Raw genomic sequence first — 23,290 nt, forward strand, 5'->3', positions numbered from 1 at the left:
TTTTTATACACAGTCATTTCTATCCAACTACTGATGCAGTTGGATCTATTAATCTTTGCCATAGCTTGCAAACGACCTTACGGGTATCGAGCCAATTCGCAGCACTCACTTGCATGGATTGATTTGCAAGGGCTAAACGATGACTCTCGGCACGTTCACGGAGATAAGCTTGAATCAATGCTGTCGCATCGGCGCTGGATAAGCAGCCAGTTTTTGCGGCATCCTCAAGGATTCGTACATTGTCGGAGTAATGGGCGAGATCAGGATTCGTCCCACTCCATGCTAATACTGCATACTGTGCCATAAATTCGATATCAACGATACCACCTGCATCCTGTTTTAAATGAAAAATTCCATCTTTTTTTTGCTCATTTGATGAGCCTAAATGGTCTTTCATTTTTTGACGCATTTTTAGCACTTCTGCTCTCACCGTTTCTTCATTTCGAGGCAAAGTTAAAATACGACAGCGTAATTCCTCAAACTTTTCTCTTAAGCTTTGCTCACCCGCTATACTACGCGCACGAACAATCGCTTGATGCTCCCAAAGCCATGCATTTTTAAGTTGGTATTGCTCAAAAGCCTTAAGGCTTGTGACGAGAAGCCCAGCTTCTCCTGAAGGACGCAATCGTGTATCAATCTCATACACACGACCATCTAAAGTTTGGGTTGTCATCAGCGACATGAGCTTTTGCCCAACACGCATCGCAAATTCAAAACCACTAATTGGTTTCAAGCCATCTGTATCTGCCTGCTCATCCATATAGTGGATAAAGACTAAATCAAGGTCTGAACCATACCCAAGTTCAATACCGCCTAATTTCCCATACCCAATGACACTGAATGCCATATGATTTTTTGAACAACGTTGACCATCTGCATCTACTGGGTAACCATGTTTTTTTGCTGTAATTTGATATGCTAAATTCAAAGTTGCTTGAACTGAAACCTCAGCAATATCGGTGAGCGCATCAGACACACGCATCAGTGGACTTTCAGCCAATACATCACTTGCTGCTACAGTCAAAACATTCGATTTTTTAAATAAGCGCAATACGCGCATTTGATCTTCCACTTGATCAATTTCAATACGCAGCAGCTGCTGTCTGAGTGAATCCTCCAAATCTTGGCGTTTAGGTAACTCAAAATCCATCGATAAAAACTCATCGAGTAAAACTGGATAATGAGTTAACTCTTCACAAATCCATGGGCTTACAGTCGCCATTTTAACGAGTCGCTGTAATGCTCCTTTACTTTCAATTAACATCACCAAATAGACTGTTCGCCGCATCACAGATTCAACCAGTGGCATCAGCCTTACCAAAGCGACTTGTGGATTATCCGATTCAAGAACAGCTTGAATCAGATGAGGCCAAAACTCTTTTAAACGATTAACTGCTTTAGCGGGTAATTTTTTTATGGCATGTCCATACCAAAATTCACGAACCAAATTTTTAGCAGACTCATCTAAAACTTCATTCAATTGCTGCTCTATTTGGCTAAAGCTTTCAACCAATGGATCTACTTCTTTTTCTTTAATTAAATGCTCAAACTGATAAGTTACTATAGCGCGCTTATCATTGAGAACATTTAAGAAAGCATCCCAACTCTCAAATCCAAGTGTCTCTACGATGCGATTTCTTTGGTCAGGTTCTGTAGGCAGTGATTGCGTTTGTTGGTCGTTCAACGCTTGAATGGCATGTTCCACACGACGCAAGAATAAATAAGCATTTTCAAGCTCATCCACCACTTCAGGTTCAAGTAATCCAACAACCCCCAAATGATGTAGACTCACTAAACATTGACGGTCTTGTAGCTCAAGTTTTGAACCACCATAAATCAACTGGAAAACTTGAACGATAAACTCGACTTCACGAATACCACCTGCACCAAGTTTAATATCATCTTCAATATTTCTACGTTGAACTTCACGCTCAATCATCGCTTTCATTTCACGCATCGCTGCAAAAGCAGTGTAGTCCACATAACGGCGGAATACAAAAGGTCGAGTCATTTCCAGCAGCTCATCCCCTTCCTTTCCTCCTGTAACAATACGCGCCTTTATCCATGCATAACGCTCCCACTCACGCCCATGTTGACTGAGATACTTTTCAAGTGCCGCATGACTGATTGCTAGTGCTGAACCATCACCCCATGGTCGCAATCGCATATCCACTCGGAATACAAATCCATCCGCGGTGATATGTTCCAACAAATAAATAATTTTTTGCCCCCAAAGGATGCAAAATTGCTGAACATCAATACATTTACGACCATTGGTTTCACCTTGCTCATCGAAGGCAAATATAAGATCAATATCACTGGATAAATTAAGTTCCTGAGCCCCCAATTTACCCATTGCAATCACGATAAGGTCTTGAAGCTTACCGTTATAGCCGATCGGCTCTCCATGTTTGGCTTGCAATGGACGATAAGCGAAGCTTTTGGCTGCATCAATACTGGCATCGGCAAAGTCTGAAAGCTCACGAGTCAATGTAATAACTGAAATGAGGCGGTTCGCATCCTGCCAAATCCACCGAAACATTAAACGTGCTCGCAAAATTCGAATTTTTTGCATCCATTCTTTTTCATCCTGAATGTCGGCAAGTTCTTTTTGTACAATGTGATAGATTTGTTCAGTACTTAAAAATTTATTAAATTGATCAGATGAATAATCTTGTTCTAATAATGTTTGATGTAAATTATAAACTTGTTCCGCGTATTGACTGGCTCTAAGAGTTTTTTGCAACTGATCAGCATTCATTTGAAAAAAAGCCTGAATAAATCTAAAACTCTTTTATATCAGTCCTTACGCAGTTTGTGGACTATTTAGTTCACTTTTTCCAAAGATGTTTGATTACTCGTATTTGGGGTGGCAGGTAACGCTGCATGAATGTCTGCTTCAGGTAATATGACTTTAAAAGTCGTACCTTGACCTTGTTGAGAACTGACACAAATTTCACCATGATTCAAATCAACAAATCTTTTACATAACACCAAACCTAAACCAGCACCTTTTTCACCCGATGTACCACGAATAGATACCTTCAAATCCGGTTGAAAAAGCTTCTCAATTTGCTGTGGTGTCATACCTAAACCTGTATCTCGAATGGCAATTTCGACACCTTGATCGCATTTTGATGCTTCGATATAAACTTTTCCAGTTCCATCCACATGAGTAAACTTCAAAGCATTGGATACCAAGTTTTGAATCACTGATGTGATCATATTAATGTCGGCAAAGACTTTTAACTCTTGCGGCACACTTTCAATTAATTGAATATTTTTTTTCACAGCCAACGTGTTTAAAACATCAAAAACGATTTTTGTCACCTGTTTAAGTTCAAACTGAATAGGATGATAGACAAATCTCCCGCCTTCAGCCATTGCCCAATTTAATAGGCTTTCCAATAAGTTATAAGTCGATTGAGCGGTATCATGTAAATACTCAGCGATATTCTGTACACTGTCCTCATCCAAACTTTCACGCTCATTGGCCAATACATCAGAAAAACCTAATAAGCCATGAAATGGTGCGCGTAAATCGTGTGCAATGATTTGAAAGAATTTTGTTTTACTGAAATTAAGCGCCGATTGTTGTTCATATAATTCTTTGAGTTCCGCATAATCCGAATGAAGCTCTAATATACGAATCAAGCTCATTGAAAAATCATAAACCAGTTCTAAATTATGATCATCAAAAGGTTGGTGCTGATTATCGAATAAAATCACTTGACCAATTGAAAAATCATCATTCACTTTTAAATCAATGGCTATAATTCGCTCGTGATCAACTCCGAGTTGATGAATATGTGCTGAAAAAGATGAATAATTAGGATGATCACGACTGATCGAAGTTTGTCCCGCGAAATATGGTAATAATTTTGCTTTTTTATTGGCATTAAAAGCTTTAAATCCATTTGGAGAAGAATGCCACACATATGGTTCATCATGAAAAGCTAAGATTGCTGACTCCGCATTTAAAATGCCACGCGCAAATCTTAAAAAACTCTCAAGTTGATTTTTTGGCGTTGATACACCGAGTAAAAGAGACATTTTGCAGGCACTGAGCTGATCAGCTTGATCGACATCTATAAATTCTATTTTCATGTCTACATCCTGCCATGGAGTAAAGGGGAATAATGATCGATTACATTTTATTTTTTCATTTCACAGTAAAGAAATGAAACCTTATTTCATCAAGACTAATACATTCTCAAATATTAAGAAAGTGCATTTTTGGGGACTGAATATCTAGCTAAAGCATGAGTCATACTTTACAAAACGTAAGCGTCTAGTGAAGATCGATTGAATAAACCATAACTATTTATTATTAAAATAAAATTTACTCAATCCTTATCTTATATTATTCATCAAATCTTCATTTGAAATTTTAAAATTCCTTTATTTATTTAAAACAAATAAAAAGGCCCTCAAGTCTGAATATGCTTGAAGGCCTTTAAGTATTTGGTCCCGAGGGTCGGACTCGAACCGACACGTCATCTCTGACAGCGGATTTTGAGTCCGCCGCGTCTACCAATTTCACCACCTCGGGAAAGGTTGTGTTCGGTATAATATCGTTTTTCTTTTCTTTGTCAATGCATAACCTGACTCAAGCGCCTATTTTTAAATCAATAGTATGCATTATGCTTTTTTAACCACCAAACTCAACTCGAACTGGGCAAAAAAAGCATATACTAATGCCAAAATTTTTGCTGATTCCATTTTTATATTCTTATGCAACTTTCTGATTTTAACTTTGAACTCCCAGACGAACTTATTGCCCGTTACCCTCTTGAAGAGCGAAGCGCTTCTCGCTTACTTCATCTTAAAGCCGATGGCCAATATGACGATCACCAATTTACCGATATTTTAGACCTGTTTAATGAAGGTGATTTATTAGTTCTCAATGATACTAAGGTGATGAAAGCTCGCTTGAAAGGTAAGCGTGCTTCAGGTGGTGCGATTGAGGTTCTGGTTGAAAGAATGCTTGATCAATTTATTGCTCATTGCCATATCAAAGCAAGTAACTCGCCAAAACCAGGTGCTGAGCTTTTTGTCGGATCAGATGAGGTTAAAGTTACGGTTCAAGGGCGCCATGAAAATCTCTATGTGGTGGAATTTTCCAAACCAATCTTAGATGTATTGGATCAGTATGGTGCATTGCCTATTCCACCTTACTTCAACCGAGAAGCAGAAGATATTGATACTGTACGTTATCAAACCGTATTTAATGATCCTACAAAAATTGCCAGCGTTGCAGCTCCAACGGCATCTCTGCATTTCGATGAACAACTATTAAAAAAACTCGAAGATAAAGGTGTAAACAAGACATTTGTCACTTTACATGTAGGTGCAGGTACATTTTTACCAGTACGTACAACCGATATCGAAAATCACATCATGCACAGTGAATGGTGCCAAGTCAGCGATGAAGCTATGGCGTTGATTAAAGCCACTAAAGATCGAGGTAATAAAGTGATTGCCGTCGGAACGACTGCAACACGCGCAACAGAAAGCGCAGCTCAAGCCAATGGTGGCGAACTGAAGGGCTGGACTGGTGATACTCAGATTTTTATTTATCCTGGTTATGAATTTAAAGTGGTAGATCGCTTGATTACTAACTTCCACCTTCCAGAATCAACATTATTAATGCTTGTTTCAGCCCTGTCCAATCGTGATTATATTTTGAATGCGTATCAACATGCTGTAAAAGAACGCTATCGTTTCTTTAGTTATGGTGACGCAATGTTGATTGACCAAGCAAAAGATTAGGATCTGATCTATGCCGATTGATTCTGTTCAGCAACTGCTTCACCTTCGCACCCGAAAGAATAAGCAAATTATGGCCAGTGTTGATCGGCTTTGGGCTCTTGGACGTTCTGCTCAACATTCTGATGACATCCTGCAAGGATTACATCCATGGGGTTCGAATACCCAACTCTTTTTTCACAATGGCATACCTAAATTTTTTGTTACGCTTGCCATCATATTCATTGTTTTTTCGCTCTTTCCTATTTTTGACACATTAAAATGGATGGCATATAGCGCAGCGGCGATACTTATCCTGATTGCATATATTATTTATGAACCAAATAAACCTATTCATGAAGTGATTTCATTTCTTGAAGAGCGAATGATTGGTTTTAAATTCGGTATAGAAGCTTATTCAACGCCATCACACCTTGGAACAAATAGACATAACACCTTGATCATAAGTCAGCTAAGGCAAAAATTTCCTTTGTTTAACCAAGGTAACCATGCCAATGACATTTTAAAGTTTGCCTCTACCACGTGGAAAAACCCTCAAAACCAAGATTTCCCTGTTATGCTTTTTCATTACCGATATATTGATGAAATCAATCTGCCAGAGCAAAACAAAACACCACAAAAATTAAAAAAAATTGAACGTCATCGTTGGGGCGTATTTGTATTTGATATATCACCACTAGGATTAGCGACAACCAGTAGAAAGAGAGGTTTCACCGCACCATATATAGAACGCTGGGAGAGCAGCGATTTAGAGCTACGTAAAAAAGTTCAGATTTACGGTACAGATCGCTTACAACTCGCAAAGATCATGACGCCATCAACCACACTCAAACTGATTGAATTTTATCGACTTCACCAGGGCGACTTAATTTTCCACCCTCATGACCAAATCATGTGCTATTTGGGAGAGCGCGATTTATTTGAAATCACGCACAAGCTTGAAATCAAAGACATTAAAAATATATCCGCTTTGCGCGGTTACTTAAGAACATTAACCATGCCAAATTATCAACAACTCAAACAGAGCATGCTAAACTTAGTTGCATAATAACGATCATATTAGGTAATGCGTGTGGGCTTATTCATTTTTCTTTCCATCTTTGTTTTGATTATTGTTTGGGGAATATGGGTTCGAAATAATATCGTTCGATATCTGAATGCTTCTCAGCGTGCTTGGTCAGATGTCGCAAATTTTGAACGTCAGAAAATTAAAACATTAGAGCATCTTGAGCAAAATTTATCTCAATACACTGAGTTTGAAAAATCAACATTAGAAAATATCACAGCCTTACGCCAACAAATCCTAAATCTCAATACACAATCAACTGATGTAGCTCAGCTTCAGCATATTGAAGCGCTAAGTCAGTCGTTAATGAAAAGTTTAAATGTGGTTGTTGAGAATTATCCAGATCTCAAAGCTGATCAGCTTTACAACCAAATGATGCATGACATTCAAGAGCAAAATGAAAATGTCAGTGCTGCAATTTCAATATTCAATCGAAATGTCGAAGAGTTTAATAACTTGATTCAAATTTTTCCAAATAACTTAATCAACAGTATCAGCCTCGCAAAGAAACCTATTCGCCCATTTACAGATCATCAAGCGCAACAAAATTTTGATTATCGCCCTAATTTCAAATAAGGATTCCACCTTAAAAAGTGGCAATATCTTAGAGAATCACGTTGTTTATCCATTACGATTTATTCATATTAGGATACGCTAAAAACTGTATACCTGGGCGAAAAATATGCAGATATCTTCATTGTTTAGCAAGATCATGAATCTCTTGTAATTTTTCATAAACAAAAATCCAAGTCGTTAAGAATAATGTAATTTTTCTAGCATAAACTGCGCGAATCTAGGAAAATAGAGCGCTTTATCGCTATCAATCAGCGAACTGTTTTTTCGCCTCGATTTGGACAATTTATGAAGTTTGAAAAATTAGGTCAGTCTGGTCGCGCTCGACGCGGACGCTTAACCTTGGAACATGGTGTCGTTGAAACACCGATGTTTATGCCTGTCGGAACTTACGGCACTGTTAAAGGCATGCTCCCACGTGATATTGAAGAAATTAAATCACAGGTCATTTTAGGGAATACCTTTCATTTATATCTACGCCCTGGCCTAGATGTCATTCGTGAGCACGGTGGTCTACATGGTTTTATGAAATGGAATAAACCAATTTTGACCGACTCTGGTGGCTTCCAAGTATTTAGCTTAGGCGCAATGCGTAGTATCAAAGAAGACGGCGTAACATTCCGCTCTCCAATTGATGGCTCTAAAGTCTTCCTTTCTCCTGAAATTTCAATGGATATTCAACATACATTGAATTCAGATATCGTGATGATTTTTGATGAATGTACACCCTATCCAGCGACTCACGAAGAAGCTCAGAAATCGCTACAACTTTCATTACGTTGGGCAAAGCGTTGTAAGACTCAACATCATGATGTGTTAAAAAACCGCAATGCCCTGTTTGGTATTATTCAAGGCGGCATGTATGAAGACCTCCGCCAAGAATCACTAAATGGATTAAAAGAAATCGGTTTTGATGGATATGCGATTGGCGGTCTTTCTGTAGGCGAGCCAAAAGAAGAGATGATCAAAGTCCTTGATTATCTTCCAGAGCAAATGCCTGCGGATAAACCACGTTATTTAATGGGTGTTGGCAAACCAGAAGACATCGTTGAAGCTGTTCGTCGTGGTGTAGACATGTTTGACTGTGTAATGCCAACTCGTAACGCACGTAATGGACATTATTTTGTTACGGACGGTTTAGTGCGTATACGAAATGCGAAATACCGCCATGATCAAAGCCCACTTGATCCGCATTGCGATTGTTACACCTGTACCAACTTTACCCGTTCGTATCTATACCATTTAGAAAAATGTGGTGAGATGCTTGCATCAATGCTTGGCACAATCCATAACCTTCGTTATTACTTGCGTTTAGCAGAAATGATGCGTGATGCATTAGATAACGGAACATTTGATGATTTTGTTCACGATTTTTATGCACGCCGTGGGCTTGAAGTACCTCCTTGTCCGCAAGATTAATACATCAGTATTTGCGCTGAGCAAAAAGACAATGTAAATTGCTGAACAAGCCGATTTTTTATCATCTTTTTTGATATTTTTAGTTTAGGAAAATGAAATGAGCCTTTTTATTTCGACTGCACATGCAGCTGGTGAAGCTGCACAACAACCAAGCTTAGTTGCTAACTTATTGATGATTGCAGTATTCATTGCAATTTTCTACTTCTTAATTTGGCGTCCTCAAGCAAAACGTGCGAAAGAACATCGCACTTTGGTTGAGAGCTTAGGCGTTGGCAGCGAAATCGTTTTTGCAGGCGGTTTAATGGGCCGTATTACTAAACTCGAAGGTGATTTCGCTGTGGTTGAATTAAACCGTGGCAACGAAGTTAAAATTCAGCGTGCAAGTGTGATTTCAGTATTACCTGAAGGCACTCTAAATAACCTTTAATTATAAAATAGTCGTGCAGCTGCACGACTTTTTTCATTTTAAGAAGAAAGCGAATGCGTTACCCAGCATGGAAATATTTACTCATTCTAGTTGTACTAGTCGTGAGTACATTATATGCCCTGCCAAGTTTGTATCCTGATGAACCAGCCGTCCAAATTTCTGGTGCAAAAGCTGGTTCTGTCATTGATGACACAGTGATTCAAAAAGCAGAGCAACTATTAAAAAGCCACAATATCCAATCCCACAATAACAGCTTTACTCAAAATGCTGCCCTTCTACGTTTAGACAGTTCTGAAGCCCAATTAAAAGCAAAAGATATCCTACGTGAAGGTCTGGGTGAAAACTATGTTGTTGCATTAAACCTCGCACCAACAACACCTGAATGGTTACAGAAAATCGGTGCACGACCAATGAAACTTGGTCTTGATTTGCGTGGTGGTGTCCACTTCCTCCTTGAGGTGGATATGGACAAAGCGATTGCGCAGCGCATGGAAACATCGGCTGCTGATTTGCGACGCGAATTCCGTGAGAACCAGATCAAATTCAATAGTCTTTCATTAAATAACAATGCGATCACTGTTCAATTTGCTAACAATGAAGATCGTGCAGCAGCGATGGATCAACTTCGTCGTAACGGTAATAAATATACTCAACAAGCACTTGCAACTGAAAATGGTGCCAGTCTTCGTTTAACCTATACAGATACCACAAAGCAAGAAATTCAGTCGTATGCGTTAGATCAAAACTTAACAACACTTCGTAATCGTATTAATGAACTTGGTGTTGCGGAAGCGTTGGTTCAAACCCAAGGTAGCAACCGTATTGTGGTTGAATTACCAGGTGTCCAAGACACAGCTGAAGCAAAACGTATCTTAGGTCGTACAGCAAACTTAGAATTCCGTTTGGTGTCTGATCTAAATGATCAATATATTGATCCTTATTCAGGAAAATATAATGGTCAACCCTTACCTCCAGGGACAGAAGTATTCGCCTATGAGTCTTTAGACAGTGGTCGTGAACTTTTACTTAACCGTAATCGTATTCTGACGGGTGAGCGTGTACAAAATGCTTCTTCAGGCTTTGGACAAGATAGTGGTACAGCAGAAGTTAACATTACCCTTGATAATGCAGGTGGTAAGTTAATGTCAGATGCGACTCGTAGCGCTGTTGGTAAGCGTATGGCGGTACTGTTCATTGAGAATAAACAACGTATCAGTTACGTTGAAGATCCTGAAACAGGTGCACAAACTGAAGTACGCACACCATATACTGAATCTGTCGTCATTAATGCAGCAAATATTCAAGCAGTACTGGGTTCACAGTTCCGTATTACTGGCTTAGATTCACCTCAAGAAGCAGCTGAGCTAGCTTTAATGCTTCGTGCAGGTGCGCTCGCTGCGCCAATGTACTTTGTTGAAGAGCGTGTTATCGGTCCAAGCCTAGGTCAAGAAAACATCGATAAGGGCGTACTATCTACTCAAATTGGATTCATCTTGGTCGCAATTTGGATGGTGGTATTCTTCCGCTTATTCGGTGTCATTGCGAACTTCGCTCTAGTATTCAACTTAGCAATGATCTTGACGGTTATGTCTTGGATCGGTGCTTCATTAACGCTGCCAGGTATTGCAGGTATCGTGATTACCATCGGTATGGCGGTGGATGCAAACGTTCTAATTTGCGAGCGAATACGCGAGGAAATCAAATGGGGAGCATCGCCTAAACAGGCGATTGTTGCAGGTTATGATCGAGCTTATAACACCATCTTTGACTCGAACTTAACCACATTCCTTGTTGCATTTATCCTATTTGCCATTGGTACTGGTCCGATCAAAGGATTTGCCGTGACACTCATGATTGGTATTGTTTGCTCGATGTTTACTGCGATTACAGTAACCCGTGCAATTGTACAGATCATTTACGGTAAAAAACGTAACTTGAAAAAGTTGAGCATTTAGGAGATCTATCATGACTGAAAATACTCAACTCGAATCAAAACAATACGGCCGTCCAGACAACGAACGCGTAATTCCTTTCATGAAGATTGCAAAGCCAGCAGCTTGGCTTTCAATCATCCTGACTATTGCAAGTATCTTCTTTATCGCGACTAAAGGTCTGAATTTAGGATTAGACTTTACTGGCGGTGTTGCAGCTGAATTGAATTATGCCAATCCTGTAAAACCCTCTGAAGTGACGCAAGCATTAAGTGATGCGGGTTTTAATGATGCTGTTGTTCAAACCTTAGGTTCTGAACGAGATTTAATGGTTCGTATGCCCGTACAAGAAGATATTGAAGCGGAAGATCTAACCAAAGCAATTACCACCGCAGTGCAGTTAGACAATAATCCAGTCACTGTTCCAAAAGTGGATGTTGTTGGTGGTCAAGTCGGAAACGAACTTTACATTAAATCAGCAGGTGCTGTGGCTTTGGCACTGATTATCATGCTGATTTATGTGACGATTCGCTTCGAATTCAAGTTGGCGATGGGTGCCGTACTCTCTTTGTTCCACGATATTGTGGTAACACTTGGGATTTTCGCCCTCATGCAATGGCCTTTTGACCTAACCGTTTTAGCTGCTCTTCTAGCAATTATTGGTTTCTCATTAAACGATAATATTGTTGTCTCGGATCGTATTCGTGAGAACTTCCGTAAAATTCGTGGGGCAGAACCTCTTGAGATCATCAATATTGCATTGACTGAAACCTTACGTCGTACCATCCACACTTCGATGACGCTATTGCTTGTGGTCGTTGCTATGATGATCATGGGCGGTGATGGTTTGAAATGGTTCTCGATTGCAATGTTTGTCGGTGTTTTTGTCGGAACATATTCTTCGATTTATATCGGTACTGCATTTGCATTGTGGCGTGGTCTGAACCGCCAAGACTTTATTGTTCAAGTAAAACCTGAATTTGAAGAGGAAGAAGAAATTCCTCAATAAACATTCAGTAAAAAAAAAGCCCATCAAATGATGGGCTTTTTTAATGTTGAGTGATTTGAATTTGAGGAATTGCAAAACCACGGCAAGAGTATTCACTTCGCCATGCGACTGTCAGCATACAATCCATGACTTCAAAATTCTGATAAGCAAATACCCCTAAGACTGGATGCTCACAAACCCCACCCATGTGTGTGGTATGGGCATTGGTATTCAACTCATTTAAGCTCATGCGGATTCCCATCCCATGTGCCTTCAAAACTGCTTCCTTAATGGTCCAGACTTTAAACCAATAGCGAGTATCAAAATCCAATGATGCCCATATCGCATATTCATTTGGATGAAATGCATGTTTGGCTAAGGCTTCGAATCGAATTGATCGATTCAGCTCCTCAATATCCACACCCAAATCTCGAATGTGATGTGAGGTAGCTAAAGCATAATAATGTTGACTATGACTATGATTAAACTGAAAGTCTGAAAATTCCTTCAAAAAAGGTTTTCCATCTTTTGTTAGGTCAATATCCTCATTTTTTATTGTTCTGTTTAATTTACTTCCTAGTAAGCAGTTGCGATATTGGTAAATCATGTTTTTTCTAAGACTGATTTCTTCTGCACGTGTGATATTTTTAGGAATTTGTAAAAAAGAAGAAATTTTTGAAATATCAATTTGAATATGACGGGTCATAATAGGGTTCTCAATGATTTCATTTATCTTAATTTATTCGCATCATAAAAAAAGCCCAAACTTCACATTTGGGCTTTCTGAACTGAATTTACAATTGATTAACCGCGTTTGAACTTCTTCTCGGCTTTCTTAAACTTCTGTACATAACGACGTTTTCGTGCCGCAGTACGTTCATCAATTTGAGATTTACGACCTTCAAATGGGTTTTCTGAAGTTTTGAATTCAATTTTTACAGGTGTACCTTCAAGTTTATACACTTTACGGAACACGTTTTCTAAGTAACGACGATAGTCAGCTGGTGTTTTATCAACTTTATTACCGTGAATCACAATCGTAGGTGGGTTTTGACCGCCAATATGCGCATAACGCATTTTAATTGCGCGACCTTGAACTTTAGGAGGATGATGCGCATCTGTTGCATCTTTTAAGATCTCAGTGATTTTCGCTGGAGATACTTTCAAACGTGAAGATTCATATGCACGATGAATTGAAGGATAAAGCTCACCCACACCTGTACCATGCAAAGCAGAAATTAAATGGATTTTTGCCCATGGAATAAAGTCAAAACGACGCTCAACATCCAATTTACATTGTTTGCGATCATATTCTGACATATTGTCCCATTTATTGATCGCAATCACCATCGCACGACCAGCTTCAATCGCATATCCAATCAAATGCAAGTCTTGCTCAACAATACCTTCACGCGCATCAACAACAACAACGACAACGTTGGCATCTTTCATTGCTTGTAAAGTCTTTACGATTGAGAATTTCTCAATCATTTCATCCACTTTGCCTTTACGACGAACACCAGCAGTGTCAATGAGCGTATATTTTCGACCATCACGCTCAAATGGGATGTAAATTGAGTCACGTGTAGTACCAGGCTGGTCAAAAGCAACGACACGTTCTTCGCCCAGCAAGCGATTGACCAATGTTGACTTACCTACGTTAGGACGACCAATAATCGCTAGACGAAGCCCAGTATCTTCATCACGCTGTTCACTTAAGTCATCTTCTGGCACATCTTCAAGCACTTCTTCGAGCATTTGTTGAACACCACGCCCATGGCTTGCAGCCACTTGCATCGGTTCACCCATACCCAACTTAAAGAACTCAACCAATGCTGCCTCTGCATGGACACCATCGACTTTGTTGGCAACTAAAAATACTTTTTTACCGAGTGAACGCAACTCACGCGCAATCTGTTCATCAGATGCTAAAAGACCTGCACGCGCATCAACAACAAAGATGATCATATCTGCTTCATGAATCGCAGTTTTAGACTGCTCTGCCATGTAAGAGTCGATCCCACCTTCGTTTTCGCCGATACCGCCAGTATCTACAACGATAAATGATTTATTTTGATAAACTGCATCACCATATTTACGGTCACGAGTAAGACCGGCAAAGTCTGCAACAAGCGCGTCACGACTTTTGGTAATCTGGTTAAACAGCGTTGATTTTCCGACGTTCGGACGACCAATGAGCGCAATAACGGGTTTCATAGATTAACCTTTAACAAGATCAGCCAACTCAATTGGCCTGAACATCAGAAACTGTGGAAGAAGTTAGACGAATCATCTACTTAAAAATAAAAATGTCGGGGTCTGAAAATTCAACACCCCGAACTTAAAATATGTATTCAGCGACTAGTTTACCATAAGCAGAGAAAAAATTAACGATTCTGCCAAATTGTAAGTGCGCCTGTACGTGTCACTGAGTAAAGCTGATTGTTTACTACACGTAACGAACGTACTTCACCACGCGTTTTTTCGCGACCAACAAGTTGACCATTTTTAGGATCTACAAGGTGGAGTACCCCCTCATAATCACCTACCACTAAATACTGTCCCAACATTACGGGGTTGCTTAATTGACGGTTAAGCAATTGATCATTAGTCCATAATGGCTGACCCGTCACCAGATCAAACGATACAATTTTACCATCTGTTTGCGTGACGAAGACTTGGCGACCTGCAACTTCAGCACGGTTAATACTGCTTGCATCTTCACTCCAAATCACACGTTGTGAAACTAGATCTAGTACAGTGACTTGACCTTGATAGCTGGTGGTTACAACCAATTGTCCTGCAACAATTGGATCTGCATCCACATCAACTAAACGCTGTATATCAGAACGACCATCGCTGACTGCCACACGTCTTTGCATACGCAAAGTTCCAGTGAGACTATCAATTGCGTATACGTATGCATTTGACGAGGCCACTAAAACTGTTCGTGGGTCTAAGCGCACAGGTGAAGCTTGACCACGTAAGCTCAATTGTTCGTTTGGCATACGATAAGTCCACACTTGTTGACCTGTTTTTTCATCCAGACCAAACACCGTACCGTCATTTGCAACAACGATCACTCGACCAGTCTGAATAAGCGCCGCACTCAAAATTGCACCGCTTAATTGCGCAGTCCAACGGATATCACCCGTTTTTTGATCAAGAGCAAACAGCTGACCTTTCTTGTTGCCGACGATTACTAATCCGTTAGCCGCTTCAACACCTGAACTTAAACCAAGCTTTGTAACTTGTTTTTCCCAGACACGCTGCTTATCTTGATATGCAGAAACCTGTCCCTTAGGATCTAAAAAGTATAAAACACCTTGATCATTCGCCATTCTCAAACGCAATGGATCAGCAGCATCCGTCGCTGAAACATTATGTGAAAAAATAGGTGCTAAGCTCACCGATTGCTGAATTTTAGGCAACGGATTAGGTTTCACCTTTTCTTCTTTCACCGTATTGCTTGTACACGCCATTAGTGCACACGACAATGTCGCTAGAACAAAAGAAATTTTATACTTTCTATCCATTAAGACTCATCCGTTTGTATATCTAAAATTGGGCGCTCAATTTCAGGATCTTCTACTAATATGCCAACACTTTCGAGTTTAATTTGTAAGATTTGGCGTTCTTGTTTAGTTGCAATTAAGTTATCCCATGCGCTCTGATAAGCTTTTTTCGCATTTTCAATATCATTCTTAGCAATATAAATATCGCCACGCGCTTCATCTACAGTTGTTTTGAAAGCGGGCAAAGTCAAATCAGACAATGTTTTTAAAGCCTCATCATATTTTTTTTGTGCCAGTTGAGCATCTGCTAAACGAAGCTTAATGATGTGTTGTAAACCTTCATCTTTGATTTGAGCATTTTCAATTTTTTTCAATTCACGTTCAGCTTTTGGATAATTCTCTTGGTCATAAGCCAATTTTGCCATTACAAATTGCGTTTGAACCGCATGAATCGAATCAGGATTTTCTTTTACAATTTTTTCAGCAGTTCCATCCAAAGCAGTCGCTACTTTAGGATCAGTTGTTGCAGCTTTCGCTTCATCAACCAAGAGCTGTACTTTAGCAGTCTGTATTTGATCTTCTGCTGCGTTTTTCTTTTTCCAATATTCCCATCCGAAGAAGGCGATCAGGGCAAGAAGAATCAGCGTAATCAACGCCGATCCATATTTCTTAAAAAACGACTTTGCTGTATGCAGTTGTTCTTCGTCAGTCATTGCGCTCATATGATCGCCCTTTCCTTGTGTTCTTAAATTTATTTTGAAGATAGTTTATCAATGATGAACGGCACAATGTCATTGACCGCTACTTGTGTCTGCTCTGCTGTAGCCAACTCTTTGACTGAAAGTTGTTGCGCTTCAGCTTCACGCTCACCAAAGATTAAGGCATAAATTGCACCAGACTGATCCGCTTTTTTCATTTGGCTTTTCATCGAGCCTTGAGAACCAACTTTCAGACGCACTGAACTGCTTGCAGCTTCAAATTGATCTCGGATTTGTTCAGCCAGAACTAAAGCTTTGCCTTGCGTCGCAGGATCTGCAAGTAAAAATACTTCACAATCACGTACTGGTGTATTGTCTTCTACTTGTTCTAAAAGAAGCAATAAACGCTCAATACCCATTGCAAAACCAACCGCAGGAACCGATTGATCTGGTTTACCTTTTAACTGGCCCACTAAACCATCATAACGACCACCAGCACAAACCGTACCCTGTGAACCGAGATGTGTCGTCGTCCATTCAAATACGGTTTTATTATAGTAATCCAAGCCACGAACCAACTTTTGGTTAATGACAAATGAAATACCTGCATCAGTTAGATATTGCTGTAATTGTTGGAAATGTGCCAGCGTCTCTTCACCCATAAAGTCATGAAGTTTAGGCGCATTTTCTAAAATGCTTTGAGTTTTTGCATCTTTAGAGTCCAAAATACGCAGTGGATTCGTTGTTAAACGACGCTGCGAATCTTCATCTAGATCTGGCTTATGTGATTCTAAAAACTCAACCAAGGCTGCACGATAAGCTGCACGCTCATCTGACTCACCTAAAGTATTGATTTCTAATTGAACTTTGTCCGCAACACCCATCCGTTTCCACAGACGCGCAGTCATCAAAATCAGTTCAGCATCTTGATCAGGAGTTGCAACACCAAACGTTTCCACACCAAATTGATGGAATTGACGGTAACGACCTTTTTGCGGTTTTTCATAACGGAACATCGGTCCAATATACCAAACACGCGGTGTCGCACCACGAAGCAAATTGTGTTCGAGCATAGCACGCACACAACCCGCAGTACCTTCTGGACGTAAGGTCAAAGACTCAGGAGGATTACCTTTATCTAAGAACGTATACATCTCTTTTTCAACGATATCCGTTGCATCACCAATAGAACGCTTGAACAAGTTTGTCTGTTCAACCATCGGCAAACGAATTTGTTGATAGCCATAGGCATCCATCAAACCAGATAGATGCTGTTCAAGACGTCTCCAAGCTGGGGTTTGCGTTGGGAGAATGTCATTAAAACCTTTGATTGCGACGATTGAACTCATGATCTACTCAGAAAAACCTGTGCGAATAATCTCTTTTGATTTAGCTTTTTCAAGCTCGTTAACACGTTGACGAACCATATTTTCGATTTCATCAACCAATTGATTTGTGTCAATTAAATGACTCTTTTCACCATTACGATACACCAGTGAACGTGGACTTGCACCCACTACACCAATATCAGCTTCTTTAGCTTCACCAGGACCGTTGACTTTACACCCGATGACAGAAACATCCATTGGAGTACGTACATCTTCCAAACGCTCTTCAAGCATTTGCATCACTTTGATGACATTAAATTCTTGACGTGAACAACTTGGGCAAGCAATAAAGTTAATACCATTTGAACGTAAGCCCAAAGATTTAAGAATATCAAAACCAATTTTGACTTCTTCCTCAGGTTCCGCTGCCAATGAAATTCGCATGGTGTCACCAATGCCTTCCATTAACAATCCGCCCAGTGCAATTGCCGACTTCACCGAACCAGTACGGTAAATTCCAGCTTCAGTCACTCCTAAATGTAACGGGTTGTCAATTTGTTGTGACAACAAGCGATAAGCATCCATCGTCAAAAAGACATTCGATGCTTTCACTGACACTTTAAACTCTTGGAAATCCAAACGATCTAAGATATCAATATGACGCATTGCTGACTCAAGCAAAGCTTGACCTGTTGGCTCACCATATTTCTTTTGAATATCTTTTTCGAGAGAGCCTGCATTGACACCAATTCGCATTGAAATATCGTTGTGACGAGCCGCAGCAACCACTTCGCGAATTTTTGCTTCTGAACCGATATTCCCCGGGTTAATACGCAGACAATCTGCACCCAAATCTGCAACAGCTAAAGCAATTTTATAGTCAAAATGGATATCGGCAACGAGTGGAACTTGCACTTGTTTACGGATTTCTCCAAAAGCAGCAGCGGCTTCCATACTCGGTACAGACACACGCATAATATCTGCGCCAGCATCCACACAACGTTGAATTTGTGCAACTGTTGCAGCTACATCACAAGTTTCAGTATTGGTCATGCTTTGAATACTGATTGGCGCATCGCCACCCACATACACAGAACCTACGCGAATTTTACGTGTTGGTTTGCGTCGAATCGGATTCTCGATCATCGTTTTACCTTTAACCCATTAACGTGATAAACGGAATTCAGCTTTTCCGTTTACGGTATATGGTGACAATGAAATATTTTCATTATTTAAACTTAATGAAACGGCTTGAGCATCATCTAATCGAATTTGGAATGGAGACTGTCCATTCAAACTAATCGCAGTTGATTGGCGTCCAGTTGCTAAAACTTTACCCGTACTGTCCACAATGTGTACTGATGTAGGGCGGCTAAAACTGAGATTCATCGTATCGCCTGATACTGCTTCAGTCGTGCCTGCACCATTGTTTAAGGTCAGAATTTGGACATTATTGGACTGATTCGTATCAGTATTTGACGAATCGCCTTTAGCCGCCCATTTTTGGATTGCAGAGATTAATAACCAAGCCACGCCCAAAATAATTAACGCAATCACGATTCGCTTGATCCACTTGCGATTACGGACGCTTTTCGAGCCAGGAAGTTTCCCCATAATTTTAATTGGAGAATTGTTCAAAGCATGATTTGGCAGTAAACCTGTATCATTTTGATAGATTTCATCAAAACGTTGAATCAAAGCAGAGGCATCAACTTTGAGATACTTCGCATATGAACGATAATATCCCTTAATGAAAGTCGCTTCTGGCAAAGATTTGTATTCGTCTTGCTCTAACGCTTCAAGCGTTTTTACTGGCATTTTCAAATCACCAGCAACTTTGACCAGATCACGTTGTTGAGAAATACGGATTTGACGCAAATACTCGCCAGGGCGTTGAATATTTCCTAAAGCATTAGGTGCTACGTTTGAACCAGTAGGTTGCTGTGAATTAGGATTTACTTCCATACGGCCTCAGTATTGAACTGTAATTGCAAATAACGTTGAAATTCTTGACTATTTGGAAATAAAGTACGCAACTGATTCACCAGCACATACATTCCCGTTCTATCACCATTGGCACGTGCGATACGTAAACCAATCCAGAGTGCTCGCGCACCTTGATTTTGCTGGCCAACTTTGAGTACAAATTGCTCATATAGCTGACGCGCGGCAATATTATTCTTTTGCAGATAAAATATCTCTGCTAACTCTATCATTGAAACAGTCGAGTCACGATTGACTTGCAGTGCTTGTTTGAACGTTTTTTCAGCATTCGGTATATCCCCTAGAATGAGATAAATCCGCCCAAGGTTTTCTAATGCACGATGACGTTGGTCATATCCAAGCGTTGCGCCTGCAATTGAAAGCTGTTTAACAGCATCATTATATCGCTTCACTTGATACAAATACGTACCATAGTTGTTACGTGCTTGCGCATTTTTAGGATCAATTGAAATAGCACGAGAAAAATAATGATCTGCACGTTGCATGTTGATGTCACTTCCTTCTTGCTGAAGCAACACCCCCATCATCATATTTGCAGTTGAATCGCGCGAATTAACCTCTAATGCCTGATCAAGCACACGTTTGGCAGCATCTAAATTCCCATTCCGAATATATTCAGCCGCCATTTGGGTACGAACTTTCACTGATTTCTCAGGATCCTTTTTGCTCGTATCGCCACTGGTAGTTTGGCATCCAAAGAAAAGCAATCCAGATAAAGCGACTGTCATCGTCATGACTATTTTTTTATACATCGGCTTGCTCAAATGATGCCTCCCTCTTTTTAATCATTCACATCTAAATGATACAACTAGCCTTGTGAACGCATAATTTCATTACGTTCTAGCACTTTTTTCTTCCATTGTTCTGCACGACGAGTACGGTCAGCCACTTGACCTACCAATTGACCACAAGCTGCGTCAATATCATCCCCACGTGTCTGACGAATCGTACACACAAAACCAGCATCAGACAAAGTTTTTTGGAAAGAAATGATGCGATTTCGGCTCGAACGCCCGTATGGTGCATGTGGGAATGGATTAAATGGAATCAAGTTAATTTTACTTGGTAAATTTTTCAACAACTTAATCATCTGCTGTGCATGTTCAGGATGATCGTTGACCCCGTCTAACATGACATATTCAATTGTGACATGCTTACGTGCACTTTCATTACCATCTTTAGTGATGTAACGCTGACACGCTGCAATGAGTTGCTCTAAGGGATATTTTTTATTAATTGGTACTAATTCGTTACGTAACTCATCATTGGTTGCATGCAATGAAATTGCAAGCGCAACATCGATGTCTTGAGCCAATTGATCTATCTTCGGCACAACCCCTGACGTTGACAATGTGACACGGCGTTTAGACATTCCATAGGCGAAATCATCAAGCATGATACGCATTGAATTAAGCACAGCGTCATAGTTCAATAATGGTTCGCCCATACCCATCATTACCACGTTGGTCACAGAGCGCTCACGCTCAGCAACTGGCACATCTTCCATATAGGAATAGTTCGCCATCCACAACTGACCAATAATTTCAGCCTGTGTTAAATCGCGTTGGAAACCTTGTTTTCCTGTTGAACAGAACGAACAGTCCAAAGCACAACCGACTTGTGATGAAATACATAAGGTTTTACGCGAACCCGTTTTATCCTCAGCAGGAATCAATACTGTTTCAACCAAAGAACCCGCACCATCACCTACACGAAATACCCACTTACGTGTTCCATCTTTAGAATAGTTTTTAAGCACGACTTCTGGTGCTTTAATTTCACAAATCTTTTCAAGTTTTTCACGTAATTTCCCTGAAATATTAGTCATTTCAGCAAAATCAGTAACGAAGAACTGATGAATCCATTTCATCACCTGACCCGCACGGAACTTTTTCTCCCCCATTTCCTCAAAGAATTTTTCCATTTGCGGACGTGACAGGCCAAGTAAATTCACTTTCTGTACAGTATCAGCCTGCTGTACTTGAACAGTAGTGGGCTGTTGTTCATCTAAATTGACGGATGAAGCGACAACTTCAGAATTCATGAGTATTACCTAAACCATAATGTGGGATAAAAGAACATGCTCAATTTTCAAGCAATAAAATCTTTCAGAAATAAAAAAACCAGATAAGCAGTATAGCACTTATCTGGTTTGAATACTGCGAATTAACGAGTACGTGGAGCGATCTCAGTTTGAGCGAAGAAGTAGTTAACTTCACGATCAGCAGATGCTACAGAGTCAGAACCGTGAGCAGCGTTTTCGTCGATGCTTACAGCGAAGTCAGCGCGGATTGTACCTGGAGCAGCTTCTTTAGGGTTAGTAGCGCCAAGGATGTCACGGTGAGCAAGAACTGCGTTTTCACCTTCAAGAACTGATACAACAACTGGACCAGAAGTCATGAACGCAACGAGGTCAGCAAAGAAACCACGTTCTTTGTGCTCAGCATAGAAGCCTTCAGCTTCAGCTTGAGTTAAATGTTTCATTTTAGTCGCAACGATTTTAAGACCAGCTTTTTCGAAACGAGCAAAAATGTCACCGATGTGGTTTTTAGCAACTGCATCTGGTTTAACGATAGATAAAGTACGTTCAATAGCCATGATTGGCTCCTTTAGTCAAATTGACATGAAAATTTTGGCGCATTATACCGAATAATGCGCGATTATCTGCTTTTCGCGTGTAAAAAAATGGTTTTTTTCGATCGATGAATTATCGAGCTTCGTCAATCCAAGCCATTTGAATTGCTTCTAACAATCCTTCTGTTGATTTGTTTGGATCATCTTCGAACTCTGGAAGCGCACAAACCCATGCATGAAGATCAGTAAAACGGATCCATTGTGGATCTACATCTGGATGGGCTTCATACAGTTCAATTGCGATATCAAGGGTGTCTGTCCAACGTAAACCCATACTTATTCCTAAATCATCTTTGGTAAATTCATGGCTTAATTTTAGCAAAAAGCAAATCAAGACGTACAATTATATTGCTTTTGTACGCCTTACCATGCAATCAACTTACCCTCACAATATGATATTCAATGCTGGAGCAGCCAAGATAATACCACTCGCAACCGTCGCCCCAATTAAGGCACCAACTAAAACATCAGTTGGGTAATGCAATCCCAATACCATGCGCGACAACGCAACCAAAATGGTAAATGGCATCATCATAATCAGCAAGACAGGCTCTACATAACCCAATACGATTGTTGCCATTACTGCATGCAATGTATGACCAGATGGAAAACTAAAATGATCTAGTGGTCTTTCGCCGATATGAATAACTTGGTGAACTTGGTATGGTCGTGGACGTACTGTTTTTGTTTTTAAAATTTTATAAATCAGCGTACCTAACGAAGCAGCAACAACAATATATAAAATTTGAATAGTGTATTGCGGTCCTTGCAGCAGCCACACCAACGCCACCATCATGTACCAAAAAACTCCATCTCCGAGCCGACTAATAATTTTAAATATGAGTGCAATACTTTGTGTATGCGATAGATTATTGAAATAGAGACATCCTCTTAGATCAAGATCGAGTATTTTTATTTTGGTATTTTTAAAATTCATT

Annotated in this window: 21 protein-coding genes and 1 tRNA gene; 7 read left to right on the forward strand and 15 right to left on the reverse strand. The window is 40.1% G+C overall.

Annotation, left to right across the window (positions count from 1 at the left end; all coding sequences use genetic code 11):
* Positions 1-19: 19 nt before the first annotated feature.
* From glnE to AC1M9C_RS09725, 3 genes are all read right to left on the reverse strand, one after another.
* The gene (glnE, locus tag AC1M9C_RS09715) at positions 20-2,761 is read right to left on the reverse strand and encodes a bifunctional [glutamate--ammonia ligase]-adenylyl-L-tyrosine phosphorylase/[glutamate--ammonia-ligase] adenylyltransferase (RefSeq protein ID WP_481613354.1); all 2,742 of its coding nucleotides are present in this window, start codon (positions 2,759-2,761) and stop codon (positions 20-22) included.
* A gap of 65 nt (positions 2,762-2,826) precedes the next feature.
* Positions 2,827-4,107, reverse strand: coding sequence for a sensor histidine kinase (locus AC1M9C_RS09720; RefSeq protein WP_481953614.1), 1,281 nt, complete (start codon positions 4,105-4,107; stop codon positions 2,827-2,829).
* A gap of 358 nt (positions 4,108-4,465) precedes the next feature.
* Positions 4,466-4,552: transfer RNA gene (locus AC1M9C_RS09725), tRNA-Leu, on the reverse strand.
* Positions 4,553-4,734: 182 nt separating this feature from the next.
* Here AC1M9C_RS09725 and queA point away from each other — a divergent pair.
* The 7 genes from queA (at position 4,735) to secF (ending at position 12,194) form a co-directional block, all read left to right on the forward strand.
* Complete coding sequence (queA, locus tag AC1M9C_RS09730; protein ID WP_481587161.1) at positions 4,735-5,772, forward strand: tRNA preQ1(34) S-adenosylmethionine ribosyltransferase-isomerase QueA; 1,038 nt, start codon at positions 4,735-4,737, stop codon at positions 5,770-5,772.
* Positions 5,773-5,782: 10 nt separating this feature from the next.
* The gene (locus tag AC1M9C_RS09735) at positions 5,783-6,817 is read left to right on the forward strand and encodes a hypothetical protein (protein WP_481587160.1); all 1,035 of its coding nucleotides are present in this window, start codon (positions 5,783-5,785) and stop codon (positions 6,815-6,817) included.
* A 24-nt stretch (positions 6,818-6,841) separates the two neighbouring features.
* Positions 6,842-7,411 (forward strand): LemA family protein, encoded by a 570-nt coding sequence (locus AC1M9C_RS09740; RefSeq protein WP_481587159.1) that lies wholly within the window; start codon positions 6,842-6,844, stop codon positions 7,409-7,411.
* A gap of 285 nt (positions 7,412-7,696) precedes the next feature.
* The gene (gene tgt / locus AC1M9C_RS09745; RefSeq protein WP_035265598.1) at positions 7,697-8,827 is read left to right on the forward strand and encodes a tRNA guanosine(34) transglycosylase Tgt; all 1,131 of its coding nucleotides are present in this window, start codon (positions 7,697-7,699) and stop codon (positions 8,825-8,827) included.
* A 97-nt stretch (positions 8,828-8,924) separates the two neighbouring features.
* Positions 8,925-9,254 (forward strand): preprotein translocase subunit YajC, encoded by a 330-nt coding sequence (gene yajC, locus AC1M9C_RS09750; RefSeq protein ID WP_035265599.1) that lies wholly within the window; start codon positions 8,925-8,927, stop codon positions 9,252-9,254.
* Between the two features lie 53 nt (positions 9,255-9,307).
* The gene (gene secD, locus AC1M9C_RS09755) at positions 9,308-11,209 is read left to right on the forward strand and encodes a protein translocase subunit SecD (RefSeq protein ID WP_481953615.1); all 1,902 of its coding nucleotides are present in this window, start codon (positions 9,308-9,310) and stop codon (positions 11,207-11,209) included.
* Positions 11,210-11,216: 7 nt separating this feature from the next.
* The gene (secF, locus tag AC1M9C_RS09760) at positions 11,217-12,194 is read left to right on the forward strand and encodes a protein translocase subunit SecF (RefSeq protein WP_481953625.1); all 978 of its coding nucleotides are present in this window, start codon (positions 11,217-11,219) and stop codon (positions 12,192-12,194) included.
* Between the two features lie 40 nt (positions 12,195-12,234).
* Here secF and AC1M9C_RS09765 read toward each other — a convergent pair whose 3' ends face one another.
* The 12 genes from AC1M9C_RS09765 to AC1M9C_RS09820 form a co-directional block, all read right to left on the reverse strand.
* On the reverse strand, positions 12,235-12,879 hold the full coding sequence (locus AC1M9C_RS09765; RefSeq protein ID WP_481587157.1) for a 4'-phosphopantetheinyl transferase family protein: 645 nt from the start codon (positions 12,877-12,879) through the stop codon (positions 12,235-12,237).
* Positions 12,880-12,977: 98 nt separating this feature from the next.
* A complete protein-coding gene (der, locus tag AC1M9C_RS09770; RefSeq protein ID WP_481587156.1) occupies positions 12,978-14,390 on the reverse strand; it encodes a ribosome biogenesis GTPase Der in 1,413 nt (470 codons plus the stop codon).
* Between the two features lie 170 nt (positions 14,391-14,560).
* Positions 14,561-15,709 (reverse strand): outer membrane protein assembly factor BamB, encoded by a 1,149-nt coding sequence (gene bamB, locus AC1M9C_RS09775; protein WP_481587155.1) that lies wholly within the window; start codon positions 15,707-15,709, stop codon positions 14,561-14,563.
* Positions 15,709-16,410, reverse strand: a complete 702-nt coding sequence (locus tag AC1M9C_RS09780) for a YfgM family protein (protein WP_481587154.1) — start codon at positions 16,408-16,410, stop codon at positions 15,709-15,711. The genes bamB and AC1M9C_RS09780 overlap by 1 nt, the downstream gene beginning before the upstream one ends.
* A gap of 29 nt (positions 16,411-16,439) precedes the next feature.
* The gene (hisS, locus tag AC1M9C_RS09785) at positions 16,440-17,735 is read right to left on the reverse strand and encodes a histidine--tRNA ligase (RefSeq protein ID WP_481587153.1); all 1,296 of its coding nucleotides are present in this window, start codon (positions 17,733-17,735) and stop codon (positions 16,440-16,442) included.
* Positions 17,736-17,738: 3 nt separating this feature from the next.
* On the reverse strand, positions 17,739-18,860 hold the full coding sequence (ispG, locus tag AC1M9C_RS09790; RefSeq protein ID WP_481587152.1) for a flavodoxin-dependent (E)-4-hydroxy-3-methylbut-2-enyl-diphosphate synthase: 1,122 nt from the start codon (positions 18,858-18,860) through the stop codon (positions 17,739-17,741).
* An 18-nt stretch (positions 18,861-18,878) separates the two neighbouring features.
* The gene (locus AC1M9C_RS09795) at positions 18,879-19,679 is read right to left on the reverse strand and encodes a helix-turn-helix domain-containing protein (protein WP_481587151.1); all 801 of its coding nucleotides are present in this window, start codon (positions 19,677-19,679) and stop codon (positions 18,879-18,881) included.
* Complete coding sequence (gene pilW, locus AC1M9C_RS09800) at positions 19,670-20,470, reverse strand: type IV pilus biogenesis/stability protein PilW (protein ID WP_179998933.1); 801 nt, start codon at positions 20,468-20,470, stop codon at positions 19,670-19,672. Before pilW ends, AC1M9C_RS09795 begins: the two co-directional genes overlap by 10 nt.
* 56 nt (positions 20,471-20,526) lie before the next feature.
* Positions 20,527-21,762, reverse strand: a complete 1,236-nt coding sequence (gene rlmN, locus AC1M9C_RS09805) for a dual-specificity RNA methyltransferase RlmN (protein WP_481607943.1) — start codon at positions 21,760-21,762, stop codon at positions 20,527-20,529.
* A 122-nt stretch (positions 21,763-21,884) separates the two neighbouring features.
* Positions 21,885-22,316, reverse strand: a complete 432-nt coding sequence (gene ndk / locus AC1M9C_RS09810; protein WP_035265623.1) for a nucleoside-diphosphate kinase — start codon at positions 22,314-22,316, stop codon at positions 21,885-21,887.
* A 109-nt stretch (positions 22,317-22,425) separates the two neighbouring features.
* On the reverse strand, positions 22,426-22,626 hold the full coding sequence (iscX, locus tag AC1M9C_RS09815; RefSeq protein WP_035265625.1) for a Fe-S cluster assembly protein IscX: 201 nt from the start codon (positions 22,624-22,626) through the stop codon (positions 22,426-22,428).
* Between the two features lie 111 nt (positions 22,627-22,737).
* A complete protein-coding gene (locus AC1M9C_RS09820) occupies positions 22,738-23,289 on the reverse strand; it encodes a phosphatase PAP2 family protein (protein WP_481607944.1) in 552 nt (183 codons plus the stop codon).
* Position 23,290: the final 1 nt, after the last annotated feature.

Source organism: Acinetobacter sp. 24-47-39 (genome assembly GCF_056783825.1).

What these genes read in the sequence shown, in the direction of transcription:
- glnE (WP_481613354.1), bottom strand. Translation starts at nt 2,761, where the DNA reads ATGAATGCTGATCAGTTGCAAAAAACTCTTAGAGCCAGTCAATACGCG.
- AC1M9C_RS09720 (WP_481953614.1), bottom strand. Translation starts at nt 4,107, where the DNA reads ATGAAAATAGAATTTATAGATGTCGATCAAGCTGATCAGCTCAGTGCC.
- queA (WP_481587161.1), top strand. Translation starts at nt 4,735, where the DNA reads ATGCAACTTTCTGATTTTAACTTTGAACTCCCAGACGAACTTATTGCC.
- AC1M9C_RS09735 (WP_481587160.1), top strand. Translation starts at nt 5,783, where the DNA reads ATGCCGATTGATTCTGTTCAGCAACTGCTTCACCTTCGCACCCGAAAG.
- tgt (WP_035265598.1), top strand. Translation starts at nt 7,697, where the DNA reads ATGAAGTTTGAAAAATTAGGTCAGTCTGGTCGCGCTCGACGCGGACGC.
- yajC (WP_035265599.1), top strand. Translation starts at nt 8,925, where the DNA reads ATGAGCCTTTTTATTTCGACTGCACATGCAGCTGGTGAAGCTGCACAA.
- secD (WP_481953615.1), top strand. Translation starts at nt 9,308, where the DNA reads ATGCGTTACCCAGCATGGAAATATTTACTCATTCTAGTTGTACTAGTC.
- AC1M9C_RS09765 (WP_481587157.1), bottom strand. Translation starts at nt 12,879, where the DNA reads ATGACCCGTCATATTCAAATTGATATTTCAAAAATTTCTTCTTTTTTA.
- der (WP_481587156.1), bottom strand. Translation starts at nt 14,390, where the DNA reads ATGAAACCCGTTATTGCGCTCATTGGTCGTCCGAACGTCGGAAAATCA.
- bamB (WP_481587155.1), bottom strand. Translation starts at nt 15,709, where the DNA reads ATGGATAGAAAGTATAAAATTTCTTTTGTTCTAGCGACATTGTCGTGT.
- AC1M9C_RS09780 (WP_481587154.1), bottom strand. Translation starts at nt 16,410, where the DNA reads ATGAGCGCAATGACTGACGAAGAACAACTGCATACAGCAAAGTCGTTT.
- hisS (WP_481587153.1), bottom strand. Translation starts at nt 17,735, where the DNA reads ATGAGTTCAATCGTCGCAATCAAAGGTTTTAATGACATTCTCCCAACG.
- ispG (WP_481587152.1), bottom strand. Translation starts at nt 18,860, where the DNA reads ATGATCGAGAATCCGATTCGACGCAAACCAACACGTAAAATTCGCGTA.
- AC1M9C_RS09795 (WP_481587151.1), bottom strand. Translation starts at nt 19,679, where the DNA reads ATGGAAGTAAATCCTAATTCACAGCAACCTACTGGTTCAAACGTAGCA.
- pilW (WP_179998933.1), bottom strand. Translation starts at nt 20,470, where the DNA reads ATGTATAAAAAAATAGTCATGACGATGACAGTCGCTTTATCTGGATTG.
- rlmN (WP_481607943.1), bottom strand. Translation starts at nt 21,762, where the DNA reads ATGAATTCTGAAGTTGTCGCTTCATCCGTCAATTTAGATGAACAACAG.
- ndk (WP_035265623.1), bottom strand. Translation starts at nt 22,316, where the DNA reads ATGGCTATTGAACGTACTTTATCTATCGTTAAACCAGATGCAGTTGCT.
- iscX (WP_035265625.1), bottom strand. Translation starts at nt 22,626, where the DNA reads ATGGGTTTACGTTGGACAGACACCCTTGATATCGCAATTGAACTGTAT.
- AC1M9C_RS09820 (WP_481607944.1), bottom strand. Translation starts at nt 23,289, where the DNA reads ATGAATTTTAAAAATACCAAAATAAAAATACTCGATCTTGATCTAAGA.